We start from the raw sequence: 22271 nt of genomic DNA on the forward strand, positions 1-22271 counted from the left end.
GGAATCCGGTATGCCCGATTGGGCAGCACATGGCGAGCGGTGGCGACTGCTGCTGCCGCCCGGCACGGAACTGGTCCGCGTGCCGGACCATCCCGTGCTGCCGTCGGGCAAGCAGGTCGCGGTGCTGGGCGGGCGCCGGCAGGTGCGCGCCGCGCTGCGCCGCGCGGGGCTCCACCCCGAAACCGTCTACGTCGCGCTGCCCTCGTTCGCCGACCCGGTGCTGGTGGTGCCGCTGCGCTCGCCGCTGCTCGGCTGGGCCGCGCGCGGCGTGCTGACCGTGCCACCCGACGTGACCTGGCCGCACCCGGTGTACTCGCTCGCCGTCCGGCTGGTCAGGCGGCTGCCGTGGCTGCTCGGGCTGCTCGCGCGCCAGCGCCTGGTGATCGCGTCATGAGGGAGCTGCTCGGCGGGGGAAGCGTCGCGCTGCTGGCCGGCTCCAGGGACCCGAACGCCAAGGTCACCGCGGTCGTCATGGACGGCTCGCGGCTGCGGGTGGTCAAGGTGGCCACCACCGCGGAGGCCGCCGCGGTCGTGCTGGCCGAGGGCCGCCTGCTGGAGGAACTGGCCACCCGCGCGCCCGAGGCGGTGCGGCGGACCGTGCCCGAGGTCCTCGGGCATGGCGAGGTGGACGGGCTGCCCGCGCTGATCACCCGCGGCATGCCGGGAACGCCGATGCTGGCCGACTACCACCTGTGGCGGCACGTGGCACGGCGCCGCCGGGTGGCGGCCGACTTCACCGCCGCCGCGGCCTGGCTGGCGCTCCTGCAATCCGAGCCCACCGGCCCCGCCAGGCCCGTCTCCCTGGCCACGCAGGCCGTCGACCGCGTCAGCGCCAGGTACCGGGCGCCCACCACGCTCGAGACCGCCCTGGCCGAACTCGCCGCGACCAGCCTGCCGCGCACGATCTCGCACGGCGACTACTGGCTCGGCAACATCCTGGTGAGCCGCGGCCGCGTCACCGGCGTCGTCGACTGGGAGGCGGGCGAGATCGACGGCGACCCGTTGCGCGACGTGGCCCGCTTCGCCCTGTCCTACGCGCTCTACCTGCACCGCCACACCCCGCCCGGCCGCCGCGTGGCAGGGCACCGGGGACTGCGGGCGGCCGGGTTCGGACCCGGGATCAGCCATGCGCTGCTCGGCGCGGGCTGGTTCCCCGCCCTGGTCGAGCGGTTCGTCGCCGGGGCGCTTGAGCGGCTGGGCGCGCCGGGGCGGCTGTGGCGGGCGGTGCTGCTGGCCGGGCTGGCCGACGTGGTGGCCACGGCCGACGACCCCCGCTTCGCGCAGGATCACCTCGGGCTGCTCGAACGGCTCTGCGAGGTGACGCCGTGACCGGCATGACGATCGACACCAGCGCGGTCATCGCCCGGCTGGAGAACCCGCCGCCGCGCCGTGCCCGATCGCTGGCCGCCTTCGCGATCGCCGCCGCGATCTTCTCGCTGCCGCTGCTGCGGCCCCTCGGGCCGAGCAACACCGGCATCCCCGACGCCGGACTCGTCCTCCTGGTGATCATCACGGTCCAGTGGGCGAGCGGCAGGGCCTACAGCCTGCGCACGCCGTACATCGTGGCGATGGGGCTGATCGTGCTGGGCGGCGCCATCCCGGCGACGATCACCGGCGAGGGCGGCCTGACGCTGGCGCAGGACGTGTTCGTCTTCTTCTGGGCGATCGCACTGGCCAGCCTCGGGCGCGACCCGCAGCTGTTCGCCATCGCCGTGCGCACCTGGGTGGTGACCGCGGTGCTCGGCGCGGTGCTCATGCTGGTCGGCATCTTCGCCGGCATCCCGTACCTGTCGGGGCAGAACATCGCCGAGGGCGTGCGGGCCGGATACACCTTCGGCGAGCCCAACTACGCCTCGAACTTCTTCCTGACCGGGCTGTTCCTGCTGCGCGCCGCGCGGTATCCGCGGCACAAGGTCTGGCGCTGGCTGTGCGTCGGCGTGCTGCTCGTGGCGCTGGCCTACAACGGCTCCAACGGCGCGTTCCTCGGGCTGACCATCGGCACGATCGCGGGCGCGTTCTTCACCCGGGTCAAGCGCCGCCAGATCACCGCGGCGATCCTGCTCGCGGGCAGCTGCCTGCTGGTCGCCGGCGCGGGCAAGCTGCTGATCAACACCGACGCGGTGCTCGACCAGGTCTCGAGGATCTCGCCGGTGGCCAAGGACTCGATCGGGCGCCTGACCTCCAGCGAGGGCAGCCGGGGCGAGGTCACCGAGCAGACCACCGGGATGTGGTTCAACGACGCCCCCTGGTACGGGCTCGGGCCCGCGCGCACGCTCGGCGAGATGCGGCGCCTGCTGGAGCCGTACCCCAAGGAGGCGCACAACGACTACATCGCCGCGCTGCTCGAACGCGGGCCGATCGGCGCGCTCGGCATCCTCACCCTGATGGGGTCTCTGGCCGTGCGGGCCAGGCGGGTCTCGGCCAGGGACGCGCTCAAGCCCGAGTACGAGCGGATCATCCCGCGGCCCGAGCTGCTGGCCGCGATGACCGGCGTGATGGCCTTCTCCGGGCTGTTCTACGAGGTGCTGCACTACCGCCATGCCTGGGCGCTGTTCGGGGTGCTGGCCGCGCTGGAGATCTGGGGGCGCAAGCCGCAGCAGCCGGGAGTGCTGCCATGAGGCTGATGTCGCTGCTGGCGGGCAACGCCGCGGCCCGGGTCGGCGCGATGGGCACGCTCGCGCTCGGCACCGTCATGGTCGCCCAGGCGGGCGGTGCGGTGCTGGTCGGCGAGTTCACGCTGTTCCGCGTCCTGCCGGGGATCGTGTGCGTGCTGGCGGTGTGCGGGCTCCCCGCGGCCTCGCCGTACTTCCTGGCCCGTGAGAGCGTGGAGCGGCAGGTGCGCCCCGCGCTGTGCGTGATCCTGCTGGGCGGGGCCGCGTTCGGCGGGATCGCGTGGCTGGCGCTGAGCCCGCTGCTGCACCGGGTGTTCCTGTCGGAGCTGAGCCTGCCGATGGTGGCGGCGGCCGCGATCCCGACCTTCACCCAGACCTTCGTCGCGGTCGGCAAGTCGCAACTGCAGGGCGGGCAGGACCAGCGCGGCGCGAACGTCGCCATCTTCGCCGAGGAGGCGGCCTTCCTGCCGCTGTACGGCGCGGTGCTGCTGGTCTCGCACGACGTGCGCGGCATGCTCGCCGGCCTGGTGCTCGCCGACGTCACGGTCGCCGCGGGCATCGCCGTACGGCTGGCGCGGACCGGCTACTTCCGTAGCTGGGAGCGCCCGAGCCGGCCCTTGATCATGGAGATCTGCGGATACGGGCTGCGCGGGCAGGTGGGCGGGCTCCTCCAGCTCGTCAACGACCGCTTCGACGTGGCGCTGCTCGCGGCCGTGGCCAGCCCGTCGGTGCTGGGCGTCTACGCGGTGGCGAGCAAGCTGGCCGACCTGCTGCGGATGCCGGGGCTCGCGCTGACGTACGTGCTCTACCCGAGCTTCGCCCGCGACCCCGAGGGGGCGGCCAAACGGACCGCCGGCTTCATGGCCAGGGCCTTCGTGGCCAGCGCCGTCGTGGCCGTGCCGCTGGTGCTGCTGTCGGGCCCGGTGCTGCCGCGGGTGTTCGGCGCCGAGTTCGCCGCAGCCGTGCTGCCCAGCCAGATCATGATCGGCGGCACCGTCGTGACCAGCGTGGCGGGGCTGGTGACCGCCTACCTGCTGGGCATCGGCCGCCCCGGCGCCAACTCGATCTCGATCGTGGCCGGGGTGGTCATGACCGTCGCACTCAACCTGCTCCTCGTCCCGCGGCTGGGCGCGGTCGGCGCCGCCATCGCGGCGGCCTCGGCCAACCTCGCGACCACGGCGACCCTGCTGGCCTTCTTCGTGGCCGTGCGCGGCAGGAAACCCCTGCCCGCGGAGGTGATGACATGACCAAGTGGAAGCTCGCCGCGGCGTCGGGGGCGCTGGCGCTGGCCGCAGGATGCGGCGCGAGCAGCGGGGTGACGCTGACCGCGCACACCCCGGCCGCCTCCGGCTCCGAGGACCCCGACGGCCCGGCCATCACGTCCGCCACCACGCAGAGCGTCGGCCCCAAGGTGGCCAGCCCGTCGCCGCTGCCCTCGCCCACCACCTCGCGCAAGCCGCAGCCGCGTGACCTGTCCAGGGGTGTCAGCATCCCGCCGCAGAACAAGTACGAGGAGGCCGCCGACGCGGCGGTCGCCCGCGGGATGACGGTGTGGGTGGAGTCCGACCTGAGGAAGCAGTGGCAGGCGGGCCCCGCCGCGTTCGAGACGGCCATCGCCAAGATCAAGGGGATCGCCCAGCGCAAGGGCGTCGCCGGCGTCAAGATCGCCGACGAGCTCGGCTACAACGACGGGATGGACTCGCCGGCCCAGATCAAGGCGTTCCTGGCCGACAGCGCGCGGGCCCTGCGCAAGGCCGTGCCCGGTACCCAGGTCATGGTCGACTTCTACGTGCCGACGCTGGGCTGCCAGCCGGGCTCTGTGCACCCCAAGGCGGTGGCCTGCGCGGAGGCGGCCAACTGGAAGTACCCGCAGATCTCGCTCGGCAACATGGACTACTACCTGGCCGGCGGCAACATCGACGTGCTCAACCTGAGCACCGCCATCCAGACCGACGACGTCTACCGCGCCTGGGGCACCACCAGGGCGATCACTCAGCGGTCGGCGTGGACGGAGGTCACCGCGCGGGGCTGGGCCTACTACGTGACCGTGTTCGCCCGCCGCGGGCTGGCACACCCCGGCGCCTTCGACGGAGACAGGGCCAGGGCGGAGGACCTGGGCTCGGTGTTCATCGACATCCCCAGGTCGTTCGGCGTCGGCGCCACCGACGTCTGGACCTGGCGGCAGACCTACAAGAACGACACCTACCGGCTGATGGATCCGGGGCTGAAGTCCAACCCGCTCTGGGAGGCCCTGCTGGCCCGCCGCAAGGCGGGCGACCGTCTGATGACGCACTTCACTCCGAGCTCGGTGGAGCGAAGCGTCCCCGAGGACCTGTCGGTCCTCTCGACCGTGTTCACCGATGTACTGATCGCCGCAGGAACCGGGTGATTCGTCATGACCAGTCACGCCTACTCGCTCCCCACGGGAGAAGCGCCCATTGTCTCGGGGCCGGGTGTCGCGCCGGCGACGTCCCGGCGCCTGCTCGACCTCGCCGTCGCCGGGACCGCCCTGCTGGTCCTGGCCGTGCCGATGCTGGTGATCTACCTGATCGTCCGCTGGTCCAGCCGCGGGCCAGGCTTCTTCGCCCAGTTGCGCGTCGGGCAGGGCGGCCGGCCGTTCTCGATGTACAAGTTCCGCACGATGCGGGTCGGGGTGGGCGGGCCGCTGGTCACCGCCTCCGCCGATCCGCGGCTCACCCGCGTCGGCGCGTTCCTGCGGCGCTACTCGCTCGACGAGCTGCCCCAGCTGTGGAACGTTTTACGCGGCCACATGACGCTGGTCGGCGTCAGGCCGGAGTCGTACGGCATGGCGGTGCTCTACCCGATCGAGCGGCGCTGGATCTTCGAGCACCGGCCGGGGCTGACGGGCCCCGCCCAGATCAGGTTCCGCGACTTCGACATCCTGGGTCCCGGCGAGGTGGACCTCAGGATGTACATCGAGAAGGTGGTGCCCGCCAGGGAGCGGGTCGACGCGTGGTTCCTGCGCAGGCCCACCTTCGGCGCCACCGTCATGGTGCTCACCGATACGGTCCGTTACTTCCTGGGGATGCGGTTGGGGCCTGAGCGGCAGCTGTGAGTGGGTATCCTCGCCGCCGTGTCCTTCTTTCGTGATCGCGCGGTGCTGGTCTGCGGCGGCGCCGGGTTCATCGGCTCGCGCTTCGCCGCCGACCTGGTGGCCGAGGGTGCCAAGGTGACCGTGCTCGACCGCCTGTCCTACGCCGGCGACCGGGACAACGTACCCGACGGCGCGGCCTTCGTGCACGGCGACGTGTGCGACGCCGTCCTGCTGGCCGACGTGGTGCCAGGGCACGCGATCGTGGTCAACTTCGCCGCCGAGTCGCACGTCGACAGGTCCATCGAGGCGCCGGAGGTGTTCACCAGGACCAACGTGCTCGGCGCCCAGACGCTGTTCGACGCCTGCCTGCTCGGCGGCGTCGCGCGGGTGGTGCAGGTCTCGACCGACGAGGTCTACGGCTCGATCGTGGAGGGCTCGTGGTCGGAGGACGCCCCGGTCATGCCGAGCTCGCCGTACTCGGCCTCGAAGGCGGCGGCGGACCTGATGGCGCTGGCATACGCGCGCACGTACGGGCTGCCGGTGAGCATCACCCGCTCGGCCAACACCTACGGGCCGCGCCAGCATCCGGAGAAGCTGATCCCGCGTTTCGTGACCAACCTGCTGACCGGGCTGAAGCTCCCGCTCTACGGCGACGGCCGCAACGTGCGCGAGTGGCTGCACGTGGCCGACCACAGCAGGGCGGTGCGGCTGGTGGCCGAGGGCGGCGAGCCCGGCACCGTCTACCACGTGCCCGGCAGCGTGGAGCTGACCAACCGCGAGGTGACCGAGCGCATCCTGGCCGAGATGCACGCCGACTGGTCGGCCGTCGAGCACGTCGCCGACCGCAAGGGCCACGACCTGCGCTACTCCCTGGCCGACAACCGGCTGGCCGCGCTGGGATACCGGCCCGGCGTGGGCTTCGAGCGGGGCCTGGCCGAGACGCTGCGCTGGTACCGCGACAACGAGGCCTGGTGGAAGCGGCGGCTCTAGTGGCCGCCTGCGCACAGTGAGCACGAGTGCCGGATCCGCCGGTGCGCGGTGCGCGGGCCGGGCGGGCGCGCCGCCGACAGCGAGGAGTCGCTGGTCAGGATCGCCACCTCGAGCCTGCGCAGGTCCGGCGACGGCTCCAGGCCCAGTTCCTCGCTGAGGATGCGCCGCCCGTCGCGGTAGACCTCGAGCGCCTCCGCCTGCCGGCCGCCGCGGTAGAGCGCGATCATCAGCTGGCCGCGGAACGTTTCACGCAGCGGGTGCTCCTTCACCAGCACCGTGAGCTCGCCGATCACCTCGGCGTGCCGCCGCAGCCGCAGGTCGGCGTCGATCCTGTCGGCCAGCGCCGCCAGCCGTACCTCTTCCAGCCTGGTGCTCTGCCGGTGCAGGAACGGGATGTCGTCCAGCCCGGACAGCGCGGGCCCGCGCCACAGGGCCAGCGCGGAGCGCAGCAGGTCGCGGCCCTTGGCCACGTTGCCCGAGGCGAGTGCCTGCTGGCCCCTGTGCACGAGGCGTTCGAACCGCCAGGCGTCGACGGCGTCCGGTCCGACCCGCAGGGTGTAACCGGTGGACTCGTGGGCGATCACGCCGACCGCGCCCAGGGCCCGTCTGAGCCGGTGTAACTGCAGGCGTAATCGTCCTGATCCCGCGTCGCCCGCCTCGGCTCCCCAGAGCGCGTCGATGAGGTGGTCGGCCACGGCCACGGTGCCGGGGTGGCACAGCAGCATGGCCAGCAGGCTGCGCTGCTTACTCGAACGGAGGGATAAATGCCGCTCCCCGTTCACCACTTCAAGCGCGCCCAGAATTCCGAATCTCAGATCATTTCCCGACACAGACAGAGAGTAAGCCGAGATATCCCCTTTCGGGGAAACTTAACTGAAACTCGAGGGAAACTCGCTGATCTCACACTCGACCTCGCCACACGTTCCAGGTGGGGGGATAAGGTGAATGTAATTCGGAGAATGTTATTCGGTGGTGTCCTGATTTTTGGGTTTATATCGGCACCAAATAGCGACACACCGGGCCATGACGGCCCGCTCCGGGCCGATCTTCAGCGTCCGAAAGCCGTCAGACCAGGCCCGCTGCCCTCCAAGAAGGGCGCCATCACCCTCAAGGGCGCTGCCGCCGCCACGATCGCCTCCGTCAACGACAAGGTGGCCCTGCGGCCGCTCGTCGTCGCCGACGGGGCCGGCGACTGGGGCCTGGCGACCTGGCGGGCAGTGCTCGACCGCATCGGTACGCCGTACGACGTGCTGCTCACCGACAGCCAGCAGCTCAACGCCGCGGACCTGGTCCAGCCGGACGGGACGGGCAAGTACAACGCGATTCTGCTGACCAACGGCTATCTCGGCTCTCTCGACGCCGGCGAATGGAACGCTCTATGGGCCTACGAGCGGGACTTCGGCGTACGGCAGGCCTCGCTCTACTCGGCCTACGGCACCTACCCGGAGGACCTGTGCCTGCGCCCCGGCAGCGAGGGCGGCGTGGGTGACACGCCCATCACCGCCAACCTGACCACCGCGGGCGCGGGCGTGTTCGACTACCTCAAGACCGGCGTGAACGTGCCGATCTCGCTGTCGTACGTCTACCGCTCCACGATCGCGCCGGGCTGCGCGGCCGACCCGCTGATCACCAGCGGCTCCGACGTGCTCGGCGTCCGCAGCACCTCCAGCGACGGGCGCGAGCGGGCCGCGCTGACGTTCACCTCCAACCAGTACCTGCCGCAGGCCGACCTGCTCACCTTCGGGCTGCTGCGCTGGGCGACCCGGGGCCTGTACCTGGGCGAGCAGCGCCACTACCTCGGCGCCGACGTCGACGACTGGTTCAACTACACCGACCATCTGCGCACCGACGGCACCGTGGACGCCAACCCGGGCTTCCGCCTGCGCTGGACGGACGCCTCCAACGTCTACAGCCAGCAGAACAGCTTCCGCTCGGCCAACCCGCTCGCCTCGGGCTTCACGCTGAACGTGGCCTACAACGGCGAGGACGCCAACCCGTCCGCGCCCTCCTCGTGCCTGCCCATCCTGCTCAACCCCGACCCGCTGACCGCCTACTCGCGCTGCCGCGCCACGTCGTTCAGGTGGATCAACCACACGTTCACGCACCCCAAGCTCAACTTCACCGACTACCCGACGACCTACGCCGAGATCCAGAACAACCTGACCAGGGCCGCCCAGATCGGGTTGAGCGTGCCCGCCTCGGTGCTCAAGACCGGCGAGTACTCGGGGCTCGGCGTCTACAACCCTGACCCGAACAACGACATCGACCCGCCCACCGACTACGGGCTGAACGCCTCCAACCCGAACCTGCTGCAGGCGGCCAAGAACCTGGGCGTGAAGTACCTGCACGGCAACATGTCCTTCGCCAGCCACCGCCCGGCCTGCTTCAACTGCGGCATCTACCACCCGATGGAGCCGTCGGTGATGGTCGTGCCCGACTGGCCGACCAACATCGCCTACCACACCACGACGGACGCCGAGGAGACCTACTTCTACAACTCCTACTACGGGCCCAGCGGCAAGTTCCCCTACTGGCCGGTCAACCAGACCTACGCGCAGATCCTGGACCACGAGAGCGATGTCGCGATGCAGCACGTCATGTCCGGATCGGTCTACGTGCACACCTTCCACCAGGGCAACCTGCGCAACTACAGCTCAGGCAAGACGCTGGTCTTCGACTGGCTCAAGGCCGTGCTGGCCAAGTACAACGGCTACTACAAGGTGCCGGTGCTGACCCCCAACTGGGTCACGCTCGCCCAGTACGTGGAGAACAGGACCAAGCACTTCGCGAGCCTGCCCTCGGTGAACGCCGTCTACGACCGGTCGGCCGGCACCGTCACCTTCACCTCCACCGCCGCCGCGTCCGTCTTCGCCACCAACGCCGCGCTGCCCGGCGCGACGGCCTACGGCACGGACACCTCCGCCCTGGTCACCCTGACCGCGGGCACCCCTGTCACCGTCGCGGCGAGCGTACGGCCGTGAAGGTGACGCTCGTGTCGGAAGGCACGTACCCCTTCGCCATGGGCGGGGTGAGCGTCTGGATGGACCAGCTCATCCGCGGCATGCCCGACTACACCTGGGACGTCGTCACGATGACCGTGGACGGCGCCGAGCGACCCGTCTGGGACCTGCCGCCCAACCTGGACCAGGTCATCGCCATCCCGTTATGGAAGCCCGCCCCGGCCGCCAAGGCGCCCGGGGCGGGGTTCCGCACGCCGTACGGGCTGTTCCTGGAGATGGTGCTGACGCCGGCGGTCATGGGGGAGGGCAGCGCGGAGTTCCTGCGCGTGCTCGAGGCGCTGTTCAGGTACGCCCGCGACGGCGGCGACCTGGTGGGCGCGCTGACCGCCAACGAGTCGCTGGCGCAGCTCATGGACGCCTGGGATGGCTACCGCAGCGAGGAGCTCAACCTGGCCGACGCGATCACCGCGGGGCACCTGATGGGGCACATGCTGCGCCCGCTGGCCGAGCCGCCGGTGCGCACCGACCTGACGCACGTCGCGATGAACGGCCTGAGCACCCTGGTCGCGATGGCCGCCAAATGGGAGTACGGCACGCCGAGCGTCCTGTCGGAGCACGGGCTCTACCTGCGGGAACGCTACCTGCAGTACGTCAACGAGCCTGTCTCCCACGCGGTCAGGGTCCTGCTGCTCAGCTTCTTCAGGCGCCTGACCGGAGCGGCCTACGTCGCTGCGGACCGGATCGCCCCGCACTCCTCCTACAACCGGCGCTGGCAGGTGCGCACGGGCGCCGACCCGGACCGGATCCGGGTCATGTACAACGGCGTCGACCCGTCGGATTTCCCCCTGGCCGAGTCGGAGCCCGACGAGCCGACGATCGTCTTCATGGGCCGGATCGACCCGCTGAAGGACCTGCACATGCTGCTGCGGGCCTTCGCGCTGGTCCGCGAGTCGATCCCGGAGGCCAGGCTGCGCATCTTCGGCGGGGTGCCCACGGGCAACGAGAGCTACCACGAGAGCTGCTTGGCGCTCATCGACGAGCTCGACCTGGAGGGCGGCGCGGTCTTCGAGGGCCGCGTATCCGCGCCGGTGGTCGCCTACCACGCCGGGCAGGTGGTGGCGCTGACCAGCATCTCCGAGGGCTTCCCCTACACCGTGGTCGAGGCCATGGCCTGCGGCAGGCCGGTGGTCTGCACGAACGTGGGCGGCGTGGCCGAGGCGGTCGACGACGCCGGGTTCATCGTGCCGCCGCGCGACCACGTGGCCGCCGCCGAGGCGATGACCCGGCTGCTGAAGGACCCGGCGCTGCGGCGTCGGCTGGGCGCGGCCGCGAGGCACCGGATGATGGAACGTTTTACGCTCCGCCGGTCGCTCGACGACTACCGCGCCGTCTACGAGGAGCTCCTCGTATGACGCCACGGTCGATCGACGATCTCATCGAGCCGATCTCCCGCGCCGTCGAACCTCTGCAGGCCGCCGCCATCCTGGAGTCCGCGGGCCTCGACGACCGGATCGCCAGGGAACGCTACGGCCATCCCGACGTGTTCGCGCTGGCCGAGGCGGTCTACTCGCGGATCGTGCCGATGATCCACCCGGCCGGTGGGCCGCCGCGCAGGGCACGCCCGATCGCCCAGATGGCCCACGGGCTGCTGTACGCGATGCCCGCCGCGCTGCTGCCCGCGGCCGGCGGGCTGGTGGGCAGGCAGTGGCTGATGCCGGGGCTGGTGCTCACCACGGGCATCGGCTGGGTGCTCGGCAGCGCGGCCGCCCAGCTGGCCTACTCCTACCTCAGCCGGGAGGCTCCCGGCGCGGCCGGGCGGGTGCTGCGCACCGGGCTGGTGATCGGCGTCGCGGTGGCGGCCGTGACCGTGAGCGCGCTCGGCCCTGTCACGCTGGTGGCGCTGTGCGTCACGCAGATGGCCTTCCAGCTCTCCTCGGGGATCCTGCTGTTCTACCGGCGCGAGGGGCTGCTGGCGGCGTTGATGCTGCCGGCCGTGCTGGCGGGCGCCGGGTACGTCGCCATCGGCAACCGCGGGGCCGCGCTGCTGGCCGTCTGCCTGGGCGTCGTCTGCGTGGCCGCGGTGTCGGGCGCGGCGATCCTGCTCACCCTCGGCCAGGTCGAGACCTCCGGGGTGCCGCTGCGGTCGTTGGTGCCGTCCGTCGTCTACAGCGTGCTCACCGCCGCGTTCCTGCTGCAGGCCGAGGCCCGCTACGTGCTCGACAGGGCCGACCTCGCGCTCGCCGGGGCGGGGCTGGTGCTGGGCATGGGGGTCCTGGAGTACCGGGCGCACACCTTCGAGGACGAGGCGCGCAGGGTGATCAGGGAGGTCCGCTACCCGCGGGAGTTCACCAGGCGCACCCGGCTGCTGCTCGGCAAGGGGCTGCTCATCTGCCTGGGCGTGCTGTCGGCGCTGTCGGCCCTGCCGCTCGGGTTCCTCTACCTGACCGGGTCGCTGACGCGGGACAGCGTGCTCATGGCCGCGGGCCACGTGGCGGTCGGCACCGCCTACTTCCTGGCCTTCCTGTTGGCCAACCAGGGCAAGATCCGGCTCCTGTGCGGGGCGCAGGCGCTGGTGCTCGCCGTACATCCGGGGGCACGAGCCCTCTGGCCCGACGTGCCGCTCTTTCTGGCCGCCGGGCTGTTGTTCCTCGTGATTCTGCTCATCCTGAACCTGCACGGTCTCAGGGACGTCCGGCAGTACCGATAAACGGGAGGGATCGATCATGCACGTCGTCATTCTCGCGGGGGGCAAGGGCGTCAGGTTACGCCCGTACACCTCCGCGCTGCCCAAGCCGCTGGTCCCGATCGGCGAGGAGTACGCCATCCTCGACATCATCCTGCAGCAGCTCACCAGCCAGGGATTCACCCGCGCCACGCTGGCCGTGGGGCACCTCAGCCCGCTGATCCGCGCCTTCGTGGGCGACGGCTCGCGCTGGGGGCTGGCCGTGGACTACACCGAGGAGGTCACTCCGCTGTCCACGATCGGGCCGCTGTTCGCCATCCGCGACCAACTGCCCGAGCGCTTCCTGGTCATGAACGGCGACGTCCTCACCACGCTCAATTACGCCGACCTGCTGGCCAGGCACGTCGAATCGGACGCGCCGCTGACCGTGGCCACCGCGCCGCGCGTGGTGAAGATCGACTTCGGCGTGCTGGAGGCCAGCGGGGGCCGCATCGTTGGGTTCAGGGAGAAGCCGCTGCTCAGCTACCAGGTGAGCATGGGCGTCTACGCGCTGTCGCGCAAGACGATCGCGCACTACCCCGACGGCATGCCGTTCGGCTTCGACGAGCTCGTGCTCGACCTGCTCGCCCAGGACACGCCGCCCGGCGTGTACGAGTTCGACGGCTACTGGCTCGACATCGGCCGGCCCGACGACTACGACGAGGCCAACGCCCGCTTCGACGAGATCAGGCCGCTCCTGTTGCCCTCCAGGGAGGCCGTACGGTGACCAGGATCCTGCTCTTCGGCGCCACCGGGTTCATCGGGATCCACGTCAGGGAGCGGCTGGCGGCCGAGGCCGAGCTGGTCTGCCCCGGCAGGGCGGACCTGGACCTGCACCGGGCGGTCCCCGGCGACGTGGCCGACCTGCTGCGCCAGGTGCGCCCGGCGGTCGTGCTCAACTGCGTGGGCACGCTGGCCGGGCGGGCCGACGAGTTCGTCCGGGGCAACGCCGGGGTCACCGCGACACTGCTCGAGGCGCTCGCCGTGGCCGCGCCGCAGGCCAGGTTCGTCCGGCTGGGCTCGGCGGCCGAGTACGGGCCGACCGCGTTCGGCCACTCGGTCAAGGAGAGCGACCCGGCCAGGCCCACCAGCGCCTACGGCATCAGCCACCTGGCGGGCACGCTGCTGACCGCGGCCACCGGCATCTCCCTGCGCATCTTCAACCCCGTCGGGCCCGGGATATCCCCGGCCAGCGTGCTCGGCAGGGCCAGGGACCTGATGCGGGAGGCCGACGACCACGTCGATCTGGGCCCGCTCGACGCCTACCGCGACTTCGTGGACGTGCGCGACGTGGCCGAGGCGGTGGCCTGCGCCGCGTTCGCGCCCGCCTCGACGGGGATCTACAACGTCGGCAGCGGCAGGGCGGTCACGGTCCGCGAAGCCGTACGGCTGCTGGCCGAGGAGCTGGGCTTCACCGGCGAGATCAGGGAAGGCGACCAGGAGTCGGCCAGGTCCGCGGCGGTCAGCTGGAGCAGGGCCGACATCGGCAGGGCGAGGGAGGTCCTGGGCTGGAAGCCGCGCCACACCCTGGACGAGTCGATCAAGGCGATGGTGTGATGCGGACCCTGCTCTCCTTCGCCCTGTTCACCTACGTTCTGCAGGGCTACCCGGGCGGGCGGCTGGACCCGGTCGAGCACGCGCCGCACCAGCTCGCGATCGTCGACCTGTCCAGGGACGGCACCAAGCACGGCTACTTCACCGCCGCGGAGATCGCGCGCGTGCGGGCCTCGGGCAAGACGGTGCTCGCCTACTTCGAGATCGGCTCGATCGAGGAGTTCAGGACCGAATACCGGCGCTCCCGCGGCCTGGCGGTCAACGTCTGGAAGGACTGGCCCGACGAGCACTTCGTGCGCTACTGGGAACCCAGGTGGTGGCACCGGGTCGTCAAGCCCAGGGTCGACCAGGCGCTGCGCGCCGGGTTCGACGGCGTCTACCTGGACACGCCGCTGGCCTACGAGGAGCTCGACCTGCACAAGGTGCCCGGCGAGACCCGGCACTCACTGGGCAGGAAGATGGTCGACCTGATCATCAGGATCAGCCACTACGCCAAGAAGATCAGACCGGGGTTCTTCATCGTGCCGCAGAACTCTCCCGAGCTGCGGCACTACTCCGGCTACACCGGGGCCATCGACGGCATCGGCATGGAGGAGCTCTTCTACCGGGCCACCGACGTGCCGTGCGAGGAGTCCTGGTGCGAGGAGAACCTGGCCGACGCCCTGGCCCTGCGGCGGCAGGGCAAGGCGGTCTTCGCCACCGACTACGCGGTTTCCCCCGCGCACGTCGCCCGTGCCTGCGCCCTGTATCGCCGCTATGGATTCGCCGGAAACGTGACCCGGGTTGATCTCGATCGAGTCAGTCCCCCATGTCACTGAAAGGAGTGTGAAATGCCGAAAACTGTCGGCGTCGTCGGCATGGGGTATGTCGGTCTCACCCTGACCGCCGCCCTGGCCGACCGCGGCTACGTCGTCCACGGAGTCGACGCCAGCCCGCACGTGGTCGAGGCCCTGTCCAAGGGCCGCGTGCACGTCTACGAGCCCGGCGTCGAGGAGGTCTTCGAGCGCTACCTGGGCAAGACCATCTTCATCTCCGGCAGCCTGCCCGACCAGCGGCTGGACGCGGCGATCCTGTCGGTCTCCACGCCGGTCGCCGCCGGCGGCACGCCCGACCTGACCAACCTCGCCGCCGCTGCCGGGGACGTCGCCGAGCGCTGCGACCCCGACACGCTGGTGGTCGTGCGCAGCACCGTCCCGATCGGCACCAGCCGCGCGGTCGTCCTGCCGCTGCTGACCCAGCGCCACCTGGTCATGGCGCCCGAACGCACCATCCAGGGCCAGGCCCTGCGCGAGCTGGTGGAGCTGCCCCAGGTGATCGGCGGCCTGGACGAGCCCTCGCTGCGCGCCGGCATCGAGCTGTTCTCCGGCCTGGCCGACCAGATCGTGCCCGTCTCCAGCCTGGAGGCGGCCGAGATGGTCAAGCTGTCCAACAACTGCCACACCGACCTGATCTACGCCTTCGGCAACGAGCTGGCCCTGATCGCCGAGCAGAACGGGCTCGACCCGCTGGAGGTCATCCGAGCGGCCAACCTCGACTACCCCCGCCCCGACCTGGCCAAGCCCGGCTACGTGGGCGGCGGCTGCCTGTCCAAGGACCCCTACCTGATGCTCGCGAGCACCGGCACCCACCGCCCCCACCTGGTCGGCATGGCCAGGAGCCTCAACGAGCGCCTCCCCGCGCACGTCGCGGAACGCCTGGTCGCCCAGATCCGCGACGTCTTCGGCCACACCGACGGCATCCGCCTGTCGGTGCTCGGCTGGGCCTACAAGGGCTGGCCTCCCACCGACGACATGCGCGGGACCCCGATCGCGGACATGATGCCGGTCTTCACCGCCGCCGGCCTGACCGTCCTCGGCCACGACCCGCTCGTCGAGGACGCGGTCATCCGCGAGTACGGCGGGCGCCCCGTGAGCCTGGACAAGGCCTTCGCCGAGGCCGACGCCATGCTCATCGTCAACGACCACCCGGACTACCGCGGGATCGAGGTGGAGGCCAGACTTGCCACCTCCGACCTGCGGGTGCTGTTCGACTCCTGGCGCATCCTCGACGAGGCCGAGGTCACCAGCCACGGCGTCCGCTACGCGGGGATCGGATACGCGCCATGAGGGTCCTGCTGCTCGGCGGGGCCGGGTTCATCGGCCTGCACCTGGCCAACCGGCTGCTGGCCGAGGGGCACGAGGTCACCGTGGTCGACGACTTCTCCCGTGGCCGCCGCGACCCCGCCGTCGAACGCCTCCCCGGCGTGGTCTCCGCCGACCTCACCGATCCCGCCTCCTATGCCGCCCTCGAGCCCGGCTGGGACCAGATCTACATGCTCGCCGCCGTGGTCGGGGTGCGCAACGTGGAGTCCGACCCCGCTAAGGTCATCAGGGTCAACACGCTGGCGCTGATGCACCTGCTGGACTGGATCAGGCCCGGCGACCGGCTGTTCTTCGCCTCCACCAGCGAGGCCTACGCCGGCGGCGTCAGCGCGGGCGTGGTGCCCGTGCCCACCCCGGAGACCGTGCCGCTGATGATCGAGGACGTGGGCTCGCCCCGCTTCACCTACGCCATCAGCAAGATGCTCGGCGAGGCGGCCGTGCTGCACACCGCCAGGGCCAAGGGCTTCACCGCGGTCATCGGGCGCTTCCACAACATCTACGGCCCCCGGATGGGCGCCGATCACGTCATCCCCGAGCTCGCGCTGCGGGCCGTACGGGGAGAGGATCCGTTCGCGCTGTACGGGTCGGAGCAGAGCAGGGCGTTCTGCTACGTCGACGACGCGGTCGAGGCGATGGTCCGGCTGATGGAGACGCCCGCCGCGGCGGGGCAGATCGTGCACATCGGCAACGACCGCGAGGAGACCAACATCGGCGACCTGGCAAAGCTCGTGCTCCGGGTGGCCGGGGTGAGCCCGGAGATCCGGCGGCTGCCCGCGCCGGCCGGGTCGGTGGCGCGGCGCTGCCCCGACCTGACGCGGCTGCGCGAGCTGACCGGCTTCGAGCCGCGCGTCGGGCTGGAGGAAGGGGTCCGCGCGACGTTCGAATGGTACCGGGAGTCGTGGTGAGCCAGCCGATCTGCTTCTACTACGGCGCGGGCTCGGTCGACCGGCTGGCGCGCTTCGACAAGGTGGTGCTGCAGGCGGACTTCTACACCCCGCTCGAGCTGGCCGCGCTGCGCCACCAGAGCGTCCAGACGCTCGGCTACCTCTCGCTGTCGGAGGACGTGGGCCCGACCGCCCCGTGGCACCGCGCGGAACGCAACCCCGACTGGGGCGGCGCGTTCGTGCACGTGGACCATCCCGGTTGGGTGGCGCACGTGGTGGGGCAGGCCGAGCGGGCGATCGAGGCCGGGTTCAGCGGGCTGTTCCTGGACACCCTCAACCTGGAGCAGACCTACCCGGAGGACCTGCCGCACCTGCTCACGCTCATCGCCGCGATCAGGGAGGAGGCGCGGCCCGCCTACCTGCTGGCCAACCGCGGGTTCGGGCTGCTGCCCGAGCTGGCGGGGCTGGTGGACGGGGTGCTGTTCGAGTCGTTCTCGGCCCGCTGGGTGGACACCGAGCGGTACGCCCCCTGGCCGGACGACGTGCTCGAGGTGCACGCGGGGGTGGCCGAGCGGCTGCTCGGCTACGACGTGGACCTGTTCGCGCTGGACTACGCCGACAGCGACGAGCTGACGGCCTTCGCGATCCGGCGGGCGCGGGAGTTCGGGATGCCGTGTTTCGTCAGCGACCGGGTGCTGTCGCGGATATGAAACCGCCACCCCGCTTCCTCGGGGTGGCGGTCATTTCGCCATATGTCAGCTGATGCGCCAGGTGTCGCCGCCCATGAGCAGCTCGCTCAGGTCCCCCTCGCCCTGGCGGCTCCTGGCCTCCTCGAGCTGCTCGGCCATGAGCACGTCGTAGGCCGGGCGGGCGATCTGGCGGAAGATGCCGATCGGCACGTGCTCGAAGGACGGCTCGTCGAGCCTGCTGAGCGCGAAGGCCACCGAAGGGTCAGGGTTGTGCGCGTCGTGGATGAGGATCTGGTCCTCGGCCACACTCGCCCTGTCGACCACCTCGATGCCGCCACCGGCTGCCCTGACGACGGCCTTGGTGTTGCTCACGATCGGCTGGTCGTGCTCGAGCCGCAGCGTGATGTCGTCGCGGATCTCGGGGTCCTTCAGCGGCTCGAAGGCGTTGTCGTTGAAGATGTTGCAGTTCTGGTAGATCTCCACCAGCGAGGTGCCGCGGTGTGCCGTGGCCTCGCGCAGCACCGACTGCAGGTGCTTGCGGTCGGAGTCGATCGTGCGCGCCACGAACGACGCCTCGGCGCCGAGCGCCAGCGAGATCGGGTTGAACGGCTTGTCCAGCGACCCCATCGGCGTCGACTTGGTGATCTTGCCGACCTCGGAGGTGGGCGAGTACTGGCCCTTGGTCAGCCCGTAGATCCTGTTGTTGAACAGCAGGATGTTCAGGTTGACGTTACGGCGCAGCGCGTGGATCAGGTGGTTGCCGCCGATCGACAGCGCGTCGCCGTCACCGGTGATCACCCACACGCTCAGGTCGGGCCTGCTGGCCGCGAGCCCGGTGGCGATCGCCGGCGCCCGCCCGTGGATGGAGTGGAAGCCGTAGGTGTTCAGGTAGTACGGGAAGCGGCTTGAGCACCCGATGCCGGAGACGAACACGATGTTCTCGCGCTTGAGCCCCAGCTCGGGCAGGAAGCTCTGCACCGCGGCGAGGATGGCGTAGTCACCGCAGCCCGGGCACCAGCGGACCTCCTGGTCGGACTTGAAGTCCTTGAGCGTCTGCTTGGCGTCGGTCTTCGGGACCAGCGCCAGACCCTTGCCGTTGACGAGTTCAGTCACTGTCGATCACGTCCTGGATGACTCCGGCCAGCTCCTCGGCCTTGAACGGCAGGCCGCGCACCCGGTTGTAGCCGATGATGTCGACGAGGAATTTCGCCCGCAGGAGCATGGCGAGCTGGCCGAGGTTGATCTCCGGCAACAGCACCTTGTCGTACTTTTTCAGTATCTCGCCGGTGTTGGCGGGCAGCGGGTTCAGGTGCCGCAGGTGCACCTGCGCCACCTTGCCGCCGGACTTCCTGATCCGGCGTACGGCTGCCGCGATCGGACCGTAGGTCGAGCCCCAGCCCACGACCAGGACCTCGGCGTCGCCGTCGGGGTCGTCGACCTCCAGGTCCGGCACGTCGACCCCGGCGATCTTGGCGGCCCGCAGGCGCACCATCAGATCGTGGTTGTTCGGGTCGTAGGAGATGTTGCCCGTGCCGTCGGCCTTCTCGATGCCGCCGATGCGGTGCTCCAGGCCCGCCGTACCGGGAATGGCCCAGGGGCGGGCCAGGGTGTCGGGGTCGCGCTTGTAGGGCAGGAACTCCTCGCCCTCGCCCTCGCTGGGCTGCTGGGCGAACTCGGTGGAGATGTCCGGCAGGTCCGACAGTTCGGGCAGGCGCCAGGGCTCGGAGCCGTTGGCCAGGTAGCCGTCGGACAGCAGGTAGACCGGCGTGCGGTACTTGACGGCGATGCGCGCGGCCTCGATGGCCGCGTCGAAGCAGTCGCTCGGCGTCGACGGCGCGATGATCGGCACCGGCGACTCGCCGTTGCGGCCGAACATGGCCATCAGCAGGTCGGTCTGCTCGGTCTTGGTCGGCATGCCGGTGCTCGGGCCCGCCCGCTGCACGTCCACCAGGATCAGCGGCAGTTCGGTCATCACCGCCAGGCCGATGGTCTCGCCCTTCAGCACCACGCCGGGGCCGGAGGTGGTGGTCACGCCGAGCGCGCCGCCGAAGGCCGCGCCGAGCGCCGCGCCCACGCCCGCGATCTCGTCCTCCGCCTGGAAGGTGCGGATGCCGAAGCGCTTGTGCTTGGACAGCTCGTGCAGGATGTCGCTGGCCGGGGTGATCGGGTAGGACCCCAGGAACAGCGGCAGCTTGGACTGCACGCTGGCGGCGACGAGGCCGTAGGCCAGCGCCTGGTTGCCGGAGATGTTGCGGTAGAGACCCGGCGCCAGCTTGGCGGGCTTGACCTCGTAGGAGACCGAGAACGACTCGGTGGTCTCGCCGTAGTTCCAGCCGGCCTGGAAGGCCGCGATGTTGGCCTTGGCGATCTCCGGCTTCTTGGCGAACTTGGCCTCGAGGAACTTGATCGTGTGCTCGGTCGGGCGGTGGTAGAGCCAGCTCAGCAGCCCGAGCGCGAACATGTTCTTGGAGCGCTCCGCGTCCTTCTTGGACAGGTCGAAGCCCTCGAGCGCCTTGACCGTCAGCGAGGTCAGCTGCACCGCGTGCACCCGCCACTCCGCCAGCGAGTCGTCCTCGACCGGGTTGGTCTCGTAACCGACCTTCTGCAGGTTGCGCTTGGTGAACTCGTCGGTGTTGACGATGATGTCCGCGCCCCGGGGAAGATCGCCCAGGTTGGCCTTGAGCGCGGCGGGATTCATCGCGACGAGCACGTTGGGAGCGTCACCCGGGGTCAGGATGTCGTGGTCGGCGAAGTGCAGCTGGAAACTCGACACGCCGGGCAGCGTGCCTGCGGGAGCGCGGATCTCGGCGGGGAAGTTGGGCAGCGTCGACAGGTCGTTGCCGAACTCGGCGGTGCCCGCGGTGAAGCGGTCGCCGGTCAACTGCATGCCGTCGCCGGAGTCGCCGGCGAATCTGATGATCACGCGATCGAGTTGCTGAACCTGCTTCGTCACAGCTCAGTCCTCCTCGAAGCGCCCGTGCGCGGTCGCGTCAGGCGCGTTCTCTGTTTCCATGCTAGATCCTCGGGAGGTCACGCGTTTCCATACGTAACAAAGTGGGTAAACGCGGTCGGATTCAGGGTGAGGCGGGAGAACAGTAAAGGTGACACAGACCGCTCGCGAGCCTGCAGAGGTCTACATGCAGGCGAGCGAAGAGGACGGTTCGGGTCACGAGCGCCAACTATACGTCCCCCCGTCAGGTATGCGGCGTCAGGGGGCGCTTACGGCCCCCGACGTGTAGACGTTCCCGGGCCGCATGCCGGCGGCCCCATACAACTCTGGAACGGTCACGAGCGCGTAACCCTTCCCCTTGAGCCTGTTGAGGATGTCCGGAACAGCGTCAACGGTCGTCCGCTCGATGTCGTGCAGCAGGATGATCGCGCCGTCGTGCGCGCCGCGGACCGCTCGCTGCGCGACCAGCCGGGGGTCCCTGTCGCGCAGGTCCAGCGTGTCGACGTCCCAGTTGACCAGCGATACGCCGAGCCTGCGGGCCACCGTACGGACGTCGATGTTGACCGCGCCGTAGGGCGGGCGGACCAGGGTGGGGGTCTGGCCGATCGCGCCGGCGATGGTGTCCTGGGTACGGCCGAGCGTGTCGGCGATCTTGCTGGACGACAGTTTCGCCAGGTCCCTGTGCGCCCAGCTGTGGTTGGCGACCAGGTGCCCCTCCTTGCTCATGCGCCGCAGGATCGCGGGGTCGGCGGAGGCGTTGGCGCCCAAGGTGAAGAACGTGGCCCTGGCGTCGGCCTGCTGGAGGAGGTCCAGTAGCCGCGCGGTGTAGGGGCCGGGGCCGTCGTCGAAGGTCAGCGCCACGCACTTGCGGACCTTGCAGTCGACGGAGCCCGCGTTCTGGCTGACCGCGTCAGGGCTGCGCGACACCATCACCTTGGGCGTGACCAGCGGCGCGACCATGGCCGTCTCGCGCACCAGGTCCTGCGCGCGCCGCCCTGCCGGAGACAGCAGCGGCTCGACCTGCCGCGCCGGTACGGCTACCGCCACCCTGCCCAGCGAGCACGGCCCGACCTGGCAGTCGTCGAACTCGGCCACGAGGTCGCCCGCGCGGTTGAAGGCCAGCGAGTCGAACAGGTTCGCCGAGGCCGTCACCTCGTTCTGGTCAATCTCGGGACCGCGCTTGACCAGCTGGTTCTTGACCAGCTCGGCCACGCCGTGCAGGCCACTGTCGCCGTCGAGCAGGCCGGGGGAGGTGAAGGCCTGGTCGCTCTGCTTGTCGTACCAGAGCGTGGTGGTGGAGTTGCCCCAGTTCGCGCCCAGGAACTCGCCCGTCCTCAGCCGCACCCCGATGAGGTCGTCGGTGGCGGCGTCGAGCGCCCAGTCCATGTTCAGCTCGGGGCGCGGCTCGAGGCCGCCGACCCTGGTGGAGCGGACGAAGTCGTGCAGGCGGCGTTCAGCCTCCTTGCTGACGGCCTCGTTGAGCTTGGGGGCGGCATCGAACTCGGGGTAGGAGACGTGCACCTGCCTGCCACCCGAGTCGCCTTCGGTCAGGGTCCTGGTGGCCAGTCCGCCGACCTTCGAGGGGTCGACGAAGTCGATCATCGTGGGGTCTGCGGGGACGGTGACGTCCCGCTCGGGGGAAGCGGTGGCCACGCCGCAGGCGGCGAGGGAAAAAGCCAACGTCGCGATTCCTCCGAAGAATCGCCGTTTGCGC

At 70.5% G+C, this 22271-nt stretch carries 21 protein-coding genes; 16 read left to right on the top strand and 5 right to left on the bottom strand.

Annotated features, from left to right (window positions below; translation table 11 throughout):
- Window positions 1-10 precede the first annotated feature (10 nt).
- The 7 genes from KIK09_RS42235 to rfbB are packed head-to-tail and all read left to right on the top strand — an operon-like array spanning window position 11 to window position 6657.
- Window positions 11-394, top strand: coding sequence for a hypothetical protein (locus tag KIK09_RS42235; protein ID WP_214325147.1), 384 nt, complete (start codon window positions 11-13; stop codon window positions 392-394).
- Window positions 391-1329 carry a phosphotransferase gene (locus KIK09_RS42240; RefSeq protein WP_214325148.1) on the top strand — a complete coding sequence of 313 codons (939 nt, stop codon included), beginning with the start codon at window positions 391-393 and terminating at the stop codon, window positions 1327-1329. Before KIK09_RS42235 ends, KIK09_RS42240 begins: the two co-directional genes overlap by 4 nt.
- A 5-nt stretch (window positions 1330-1334) precedes the next feature.
- Window positions 1335-2618 (top strand): O-antigen ligase family protein, encoded by a 1284-nt coding sequence (locus tag KIK09_RS42245; RefSeq protein WP_250574704.1) that lies wholly within the window; start codon window positions 1335-1337, stop codon window positions 2616-2618.
- Window positions 2615-3859, top strand: a complete 1245-nt coding sequence (locus KIK09_RS42250; protein WP_214325150.1) for an oligosaccharide flippase family protein — start codon at window positions 2615-2617, stop codon at window positions 3857-3859. Before KIK09_RS42245 ends, KIK09_RS42250 begins: the two co-directional genes overlap by 4 nt.
- On the top strand, window positions 3856-5001 hold the full coding sequence (locus tag KIK09_RS42255; protein WP_214325151.1) for a hypothetical protein: 1146 nt from the start codon (window positions 3856-3858) through the stop codon (window positions 4999-5001). Before KIK09_RS42250 ends, KIK09_RS42255 begins: the two co-directional genes overlap by 4 nt.
- A 6-nt stretch (window positions 5002-5007) precedes the next feature.
- Window positions 5008-5688: a sugar transferase gene (locus KIK09_RS42260; RefSeq protein ID WP_214325152.1), complete on the top strand. Its 681-nt coding sequence runs from the start codon at window positions 5008-5010 to the stop codon at window positions 5686-5688.
- Between the two features lie 18 nt (window positions 5689-5706).
- The gene (gene rfbB / locus KIK09_RS42265) at window positions 5707-6657 is read left to right on the top strand and encodes a dTDP-glucose 4,6-dehydratase (protein ID WP_308164657.1); all 951 of its coding nucleotides are present in this window, start codon (window positions 5707-5709) and stop codon (window positions 6655-6657) included.
- Here rfbB and KIK09_RS42270 read toward each other — a convergent pair.
- Window positions 6654-7487: an AfsR/SARP family transcriptional regulator gene (locus KIK09_RS42270; RefSeq protein ID WP_214325153.1), complete on the bottom strand. Its 834-nt coding sequence runs from the start codon at window positions 7485-7487 to the stop codon at window positions 6654-6656. The two genes, rfbB and KIK09_RS42270, sit on opposite strands and share 4 nt — an antisense overlap.
- Window positions 7488-7616: 129 nt before the next feature.
- Between KIK09_RS42270 and KIK09_RS42275 the strand changes: the two genes are divergently transcribed.
- From KIK09_RS42275 to KIK09_RS42315, 9 genes are read left to right on the top strand one after another with little or no spacing between them, the layout of a single operon-like run.
- A complete protein-coding gene (locus tag KIK09_RS42275; RefSeq protein WP_214325154.1) occupies window positions 7617-9638 on the top strand; it encodes an Agd3-related carbohydrate deacetylase in 2022 nt (673 codons plus the stop codon).
- Between the two features lie 11 nt (window positions 9639-9649).
- Window positions 9650-11029, top strand: coding sequence for a GT4 family glycosyltransferase PelF (gene pelF / locus KIK09_RS42280; protein WP_214325155.1), 1380 nt, complete (start codon window positions 9650-9652; stop codon window positions 11027-11029).
- Window positions 11026-12324 carry a hypothetical protein gene (locus tag KIK09_RS42285; RefSeq protein ID WP_214325156.1) on the top strand — a complete coding sequence of 433 codons (1299 nt, stop codon included), beginning with the start codon at window positions 11026-11028 and terminating at the stop codon, window positions 12322-12324. The genes pelF and KIK09_RS42285 overlap by 4 nt, the downstream gene beginning before the upstream one ends.
- Window positions 12325-12340: 16 nt before the next feature.
- Window positions 12341-13066, top strand: coding sequence for a sugar phosphate nucleotidyltransferase (locus KIK09_RS42290; RefSeq protein ID WP_214325157.1), 726 nt, complete (start codon window positions 12341-12343; stop codon window positions 13064-13066).
- On the top strand, window positions 13063-13896 hold the full coding sequence (locus KIK09_RS42295; protein WP_214325158.1) for an NAD-dependent epimerase/dehydratase family protein: 834 nt from the start codon (window positions 13063-13065) through the stop codon (window positions 13894-13896). The genes KIK09_RS42290 and KIK09_RS42295 overlap by 4 nt, the downstream gene beginning before the upstream one ends.
- Window positions 13896-14711, top strand: a complete 816-nt coding sequence (locus KIK09_RS42300) for a glycoside hydrolase family 191 protein (protein ID WP_214325159.1) — start codon at window positions 13896-13898, stop codon at window positions 14709-14711. The genes KIK09_RS42295 and KIK09_RS42300 overlap by 1 nt, the downstream gene beginning before the upstream one ends.
- A gap of 12 nt (window positions 14712-14723) precedes the next feature.
- Entirely contained in the window at window positions 14724-15998 is a 1275-nt protein-coding gene (locus tag KIK09_RS42305) for a nucleotide sugar dehydrogenase (protein ID WP_214325160.1), read from the top strand.
- A complete protein-coding gene (locus tag KIK09_RS42310; protein ID WP_214325161.1) occupies window positions 15995-16939 on the top strand; it encodes an NAD-dependent epimerase/dehydratase family protein in 945 nt (314 codons plus the stop codon). The genes KIK09_RS42305 and KIK09_RS42310 overlap by 4 nt, the downstream gene beginning before the upstream one ends.
- Window positions 16936-17628: a putative glycoside hydrolase gene (locus KIK09_RS42315; protein ID WP_214325162.1), complete on the top strand. Its 693-nt coding sequence runs from the start codon at window positions 16936-16938 to the stop codon at window positions 17626-17628. Before KIK09_RS42310 ends, KIK09_RS42315 begins: the two co-directional genes overlap by 4 nt.
- Window positions 17629-17673: 45 nt before the next feature.
- On the opposite strand, the gene KIK09_RS42320 is transcribed toward KIK09_RS42315, so the two are convergent.
- From KIK09_RS42320 to KIK09_RS42330, 4 genes are all read right to left on the bottom strand, one after another.
- Window positions 17674-18720 carry a 2-oxoacid:ferredoxin oxidoreductase subunit beta gene (locus KIK09_RS42320; RefSeq protein WP_214325163.1) on the bottom strand — a complete coding sequence of 349 codons (1047 nt, stop codon included), beginning with the start codon at window positions 18718-18720 and terminating at the stop codon, window positions 17674-17676.
- Window positions 18713-20560 carry a 2-oxoacid:acceptor oxidoreductase subunit alpha gene (locus tag KIK09_RS42325; RefSeq protein WP_214325164.1) on the bottom strand — a complete coding sequence of 616 codons (1848 nt, stop codon included), beginning with the start codon at window positions 20558-20560 and terminating at the stop codon, window positions 18713-18715. Before KIK09_RS42325 ends, KIK09_RS42320 begins: the two co-directional genes overlap by 8 nt.
- A 121-nt stretch (window positions 20561-20681) precedes the next feature.
- Window positions 20682-20777 carry a putative leader peptide gene (locus KIK09_RS60790; RefSeq protein WP_372455758.1) on the bottom strand — a complete coding sequence of 32 codons (96 nt, stop codon included), beginning with the start codon at window positions 20775-20777 and terminating at the stop codon, window positions 20682-20684.
- 38 nt (window positions 20778-20815) lie between these two features.
- Window positions 20816-22237, bottom strand: a complete 1422-nt coding sequence (locus tag KIK09_RS42330; RefSeq protein ID WP_214325165.1) for a polysaccharide deacetylase family protein — start codon at window positions 22235-22237, stop codon at window positions 20816-20818.
- Between the last annotated feature and the right edge of the window lie 34 nt (window positions 22238-22271).

This window comes from Nonomuraea sediminis (assembly GCF_018531495.1).
GTDB classification, from domain to species: Bacteria; Actinomycetota; Actinomycetes; order Streptosporangiales; family Streptosporangiaceae; genus Nonomuraea; species Nonomuraea sediminis.